The 5,051-nt window shown below is 64.3% G+C and carries 5 protein-coding genes; 4 read left to right on the top strand and 1 reads right to left on the bottom strand.

The genetic code is table 11. From position 1 onward, the window contains the following. The first annotated feature begins 272 nt into the window (after window positions 1–272). On the top strand, window positions 273–1,418 hold the full coding sequence (locus tag ABZ293_RS41895) for an acyl-CoA dehydrogenase family protein (protein WP_355189897.1): 1,146 nt from the start codon (window positions 273–275) through the stop codon (window positions 1,416–1,418). 192 nt (window positions 1,419–1,610) lie between these two features. Next, the gene (locus tag ABZ293_RS41890; protein ID WP_355189898.1) at window positions 1,611–2,498 is read left to right on the top strand and encodes an alpha/beta hydrolase; all 888 of its coding nucleotides are present in this window, start codon (window positions 1,611–1,613) and stop codon (window positions 2,496–2,498) included. Between the two features lie 88 nt (window positions 2,499–2,586). On the opposite strand, the gene soxR is transcribed toward ABZ293_RS41890, so the two are convergent. Further along, the gene (gene soxR / locus ABZ293_RS41885; RefSeq protein ID WP_355189896.1) at window positions 2,587–3,042 is read right to left on the bottom strand and encodes a redox-sensitive transcriptional activator SoxR; all 456 of its coding nucleotides are present in this window, start codon (window positions 3,040–3,042) and stop codon (window positions 2,587–2,589) included. A gap of 52 nt (window positions 3,043–3,094) precedes the next feature. Here soxR and ABZ293_RS41880 point away from each other — a divergent pair, with 52 nt between their 5' ends. Further along, on the top strand, window positions 3,095–3,676 hold the full coding sequence (locus ABZ293_RS41880) for an NAD(P)H-dependent oxidoreductase (RefSeq protein WP_355189895.1): 582 nt from the start codon (window positions 3,095–3,097) through the stop codon (window positions 3,674–3,676). 35 nt (window positions 3,677–3,711) lie between these two features. Further along, window positions 3,712–4,776, top strand: a complete 1,065-nt coding sequence (locus ABZ293_RS41875) for a nitroreductase family deazaflavin-dependent oxidoreductase (protein WP_355189894.1) — start codon at window positions 3,712–3,714, stop codon at window positions 4,774–4,776. The last annotated feature ends 275 nt before the right edge of the window (window positions 4,777–5,051 follow it).

The raw sequence follows: 5,051 nt of genomic DNA, 5'->3' as shown, positions 1-5,051 counted from the left end.
GCCCTGGACAAACGATCACCATGCGCTGATGCAGGAAACGCCCCGAGGGCACTCCTGCATCAGCGCATTGTCGGTGGGTGGGTGGTTTGGTGGGGCGCTCGGCGGGGCGGGGGGTTTGTGGGGAATCTCGGTTGGTTCGGGGGAATGGGGGGACTTGGCCAGGTGAGGCCATAATTTTTGGGTCGGAAGTGAACGCGGGTTCTTGTTGCGGGTACCGTATGGGGGAAGAATGGGTCGGTGTGGACCGGCCGGGTGGTCATTAGGAGGTTGGTGTGGAGCGCACACTGTTCGAACCCGAGCATGAGCTGTTCCGGGAGTCGTTCCGCAAGTTTCTCGATCAGCACGTCGCGCCGAATCACGCGAAGTGGGAAGAGCAGGGGATTGTCGACCGGCAGGTCTGGCTGGAGGCCGGTAAACAGGGATTCCTCGGGATGGCCATGCCGGAGGAGTACGGCGGCGGTGGGGTGCAGGACTTCCGCTATAACGCGATCGTGGCCGAGGAGTCCGTCCGCGGCCAGTACTCCGGTCTCGGCTTCGCTCTCCACAACGATGTGATCGCCCCATATCTGCTCGAGCTCGCCAATGACGAGCAGAAGCAGCGCTGGCTGCCGGGCTTCTGTTCCGGCGAGATCATTACCGCCATCGCCATGACCGAACCCGGCACCGGCTCCGACCTCCAGGGCATCAAGACCCGCGCGGTGAAGGACGGCGACGACTGGATCCTCAACGGCGCCAAGACCTTCATCACCAACGGCATCAACTCCGATATCGTCATCGTCGTCGCGCAGACCGATCCAGCCAAGGGCGCGATGGGCTTCAGCCTGCTCGTCGTGGAGCGCGGTATGCCCGGCTTCGAACGCGGTCGCAACCTCGACAAGCTCGGCCTCAAGGCGCAGGACACCGCCGAGTTGAGCTTCACCGACGTCCGCGTCCCCGGTAAGAACCTGCTCGGCACCGAGGGCATGGGCTTCATCCACCTGATGCACAATCTGCCGCAGGAGCGCCTGTCCATCGCCGTCATGGCGGCCGCGGCCATGGAGTCCTGCCTGGAGATGACCATCCAGTATGTCCGCGACCGCAAGGCGTTCGGCAAGCCCATCGGCGCACTGCAGAACACTCGATTCGTGCTCGCTGAACTGGCAACGAAGACCACCGCGGTTCGCGTCTTGGTCGACCGCTTCATCGAAGACCTCAATGCGGGCAAGCTCTCGGTCGAGGATGCCGCGATGGCCAAGTGGTGGAGCACCGAGGAACAGCTCGACCTCATCGACCGCTGCCTGCAACTGCACGGCGGCTACGGCTATATGAAGGAATACCCGATCGCGAAGGCCTATATGGACGCTCGCGTCCAGACCATCTACGGCGGCACCACCGAGATCATGAAGGAGATCATCGGGCGTTCGCTGAAACTGGCCTGACCGCAGTCGGTTTCGACTCCAGTCGGCGGCGCTGGCCCCGTCACCGGCTGGAGTTCCCCGTCCAGACCCGCCCGATAGCGGATCGGTTTGCGCAATCGGCCGAAGTTGTCTAGTCCTGTAAGCGGGCCATCGCGGCTCGAGCGGCACGCACAGCGAGCTCCGCGGACATCGACGGAAGACGGGTTGGGCACAGTGATCGAGCGGGTCGCCGGACAGGGGCGCCAAGCGGGACACACCTTCGGAACAAGCGCATTCGCGACGACAACCGATGGCCGTCGGCTGCACTATATGGTGCGTGGATCGGGTGGGCCGACCGTCGTATTCGAATCCGGCATGGGATTCTCGCGGTCGATCTGGGGCCTGGTCCAGCCGGTGGTCGCCGAGCGTGTGCGTGCCGTGGTCTACGACCGGGCCGGGACCGGGCGCAGCGATGACGATCCACAACCGCGCACGCTCGACCGAATGGCCGACGATCTCGCCGCCGTGCTGGGGGAACTGGGGGATGGTCCCTTCATTCTCGTCGGGCACAGCTGGGGTGGTCCGGTCGTGCGTGTCGCCGCGCGGGCGAATCCGGCGGATATTCGGGGAATCGTGCTCGTCGATCAGAGCGATGAGAACTGCGAGCTGTATTTCCTGCCCTCAGCGGAGAAGCGGTATGCGATGACCCGGGTGCTGCTGCCCGTGCTCGCCAGGTCCGGCCTCTACCGGCTGCTCGGCAGCCGGATGGGCGGTAAGCAACCCGCCGATATCGCCGCCGACCATCGCGCCGAGGACTTCACAATGCGGGCCGCACGCATCATGATCGCCGAACAGGACCAATTCAGTACGGGTTTGGGAAAGCTGCGCGAGCAGCCACATGGACTCGGTGCCCTCGACGTCAGCGTCATCACCGGGACGAAATTGTCACGGCTGGACAAGAAGACCCGGATGGCGCTGACCGCCGCCCATCGCCGCACCGCCGCCGCCTTCCCCAACGGTCGGCTGGTCGAGGCGCAACGCTCCGGTCATCTGATCATGTTCACCGAGCCCGAGCTGATCGTCGACGAAATTCTGCGAATCGCGGGCAGCGCCGCCGACTAGGCTTCTTCGGCTCGGGGCCCACCGGCGCGATCAGCCGTGTACGGCCCTTCGGCCGTCCAGCGCCAGCATCGCCTGTTCGAGCGACGCCTCAGTTGTCGAAGAGCCGCCGCGGACCCGAACCTTCTTTGCCCAGTTCGTCGTTCGGGTTGACGAGCGCGCATTGCTGGAACGACAGGCAGCCGCAGCCGATGCATTCGGCGAACCGATCGCGCATCCGCTCCAACCGCGCGATTCTGGAGTTGATGTCCTCGGTCCAGCAATCGGACGCCCTGGCCCAGAACTCCTGGCCCGGTACTTCACCGGGTGGCAGCAGTGCCAGGACGTTGCCGATCACCGACAGCGGAATGCCCAGATGGTGTGAGGCGCGGATGAAGGCAACCTGCCGCAACGTCGCACGGGTATAGCGACGCTGATTCCCGGTGGTGCGACGACTGTGGATGAGCCCCTGCCGCTCGTAGAAACGCAGCGCCGAGGCCGGAACACCACTGCGTTCGGACAGTTCGCCGATCGTCACTTCGGCGACTTCAGGATGCGGCGGTGTCACGCGGCCCACACTACCTTGACTTGAACTCGTGTTTAAGTTCGAGGCTTTACCTATGACCGCATCCGAAAGTCCACTGACCCTCGCCGTGATCATCGGCAGCACCCGCACGGGCCGATTCGGCCCGACAGTCGCCAACTGGTTCGTCGAACACGCGAAGCAGCGTGCGGGAATCACCGTCGATGTCATCGACCTCGCGGAATCGCCTCTGCCCGAACGGCTGTCGACCGACCTCGGGGCACAGGAGGTCGCGGCACTGGCGGCTGTCAGTCCGCGCCTCGCGGCGGCCGAGGCATTCGTCGTGGTGACACCGGAGTACAACCACAGCTATCCCGCGTCGCTGAAGAACGCCATCGACTGGCATTACACCCAGTGGCAAGCCAAGCCGATCGGATTCGTCTCCTACGGAGGCATGGCAGGTGGACTTCGCGCAGTCGAGCACCTTCGGCAGGTCTTCACCGAACTGCACGCGGTGACTGTTCGCGAAACCGTGAGCTTCCACAACGCCATGAGCGCATCGGGCGAGCTGACATCCACGGCGGCCAGTGACGCCGCCGCCGCGAAGTTGATCGATCAACTCCTCTGGTTCGGCCGAGCCCTGGAAGTCGCTCGATCCGAGCACCCCTACGCCGCCTGAACCGCCCCCAACCAACGATGACCGGAGAGCGAATCATGATTGCCCGTAATGCATTGCCCGACATCGCACATCCCGACGTAGACACCGTCCTGATCATGAGGTCGGCGGCGGCGGAGGTCTTCGCCGATCTGGAACGCGGCTCCTGGCCGAAGGAACTCATCTCCTGCACCGCATTCGTGAGCACCGACGGCGAGAAGAACGTCACCTACACCCAGTGGCGAAACGGCGAAGCGGGCCGCGAATACCTGACCGGATTCGCCGACATCGAAGTGGTCGAGTATCGGCTGTATCGCAGCAGCGTTGGGGTGAATCCACCGGTTCCGGGATGCATCGTCATCCTCGACGTCGAGTTCGACGGACCGGATCACGATCGGCAACGACGCTGGGTCGATACGGTTTTCGACGCGATGGCCGGCGAAACCGACCCACACCCCGGCGGCATCTCCGGCCACTTCCACGTCAGCACCGACGGCACCCGAGTGCTCCCCTATGCCGAATGGACAACTGCGGACGCCCACCGCGACGCGATCGAACGGTCCGGCCAAGGCATGATCGGATCAGGCAGCGGCTGGCAGCGAGTGAAAGAATTCCCTGGGGTCATCGACAGCGGATTCACGCGATACCACCTGCTGCACAGCCTATCCGAGAGTTCGGCGCCCGAACCCGACGACGTCCACGACAGCCCGACAGACTGGGTGGCAGACCACATCCGAGACTACGTCGAGACCGACGGGCAGAGTGGCCACCTCTACCAAGGCTGGCCCTCGCTGCTGCTCACCACACGCGGAAGGAAATCAGGAAAGTTCCGGCGCACCGCGTTGATCTACGGACAGGACGACGACCGCTACGTCCTGGTGGCCTCGAACGCCGGATCCCCCACCCACCCCGCGTGGTACCTCAACCTGATCGCGGACCCCGACGTCACAATCCAAGTCGGAGCGGAGAAATTCACCGGGCGTGCGCGACCCGCGACCGCGGAAGAGAAACCACCGCTGTGGCACCTCATGACCGCGATCTTTCCGCTCTACGACACCTACCAGGCGAAATCCCACCGCGAAATCCCGCTCGTGGTCATCGAACGCCGCACGGTAGAGGCCTGATTCAGCCGGAACCTGCACTGTCTGGGTTCGAGACTTTGCAGCGGTGATCGGGCCGGCGCAATGATAATGGTCGCCGGTCCGGCCGCCGGTGAGTCCGCCACCGTGCTGCTGTTCGCCCCGCGACGATAACGCCGTCCCGGCCTTGGAAATACGCCGATTACGCGAGCGCCCCCATGACGAGGTGTAGTGCCAGGGCGCGGTGATGGTGAGGATCGGGTGGCGTTCGAAAGTGCCGGTGCAGATGAGAGTTTCGTAGCGGCCGGGGCCAAAGGTGA

The sequence above is a fragment of the Nocardia sp. NPDC005998 genome (assembly GCF_040614395.1).
GTDB lineage: Bacteria > Actinomycetota > Actinomycetes > Mycobacteriales > Mycobacteriaceae > Nocardia.
Note: the sequence above shows the minus strand (reverse complement) of the source record. Positions and strands in the feature narration are given on the sequence as shown.

Coding starts and splice junctions, on each gene's coding strand:
- ABZ293_RS41880 (WP_355189895.1), top strand. CDS start 3,095: ATGACCGCATCCGAAAGTCCACTGACCCTCGCCGTGATCATCGGCAGC.
- ABZ293_RS41875 (WP_355189894.1), top strand. CDS start 3,712: ATGATTGCCCGTAATGCATTGCCCGACATCGCACATCCCGACGTAGAC.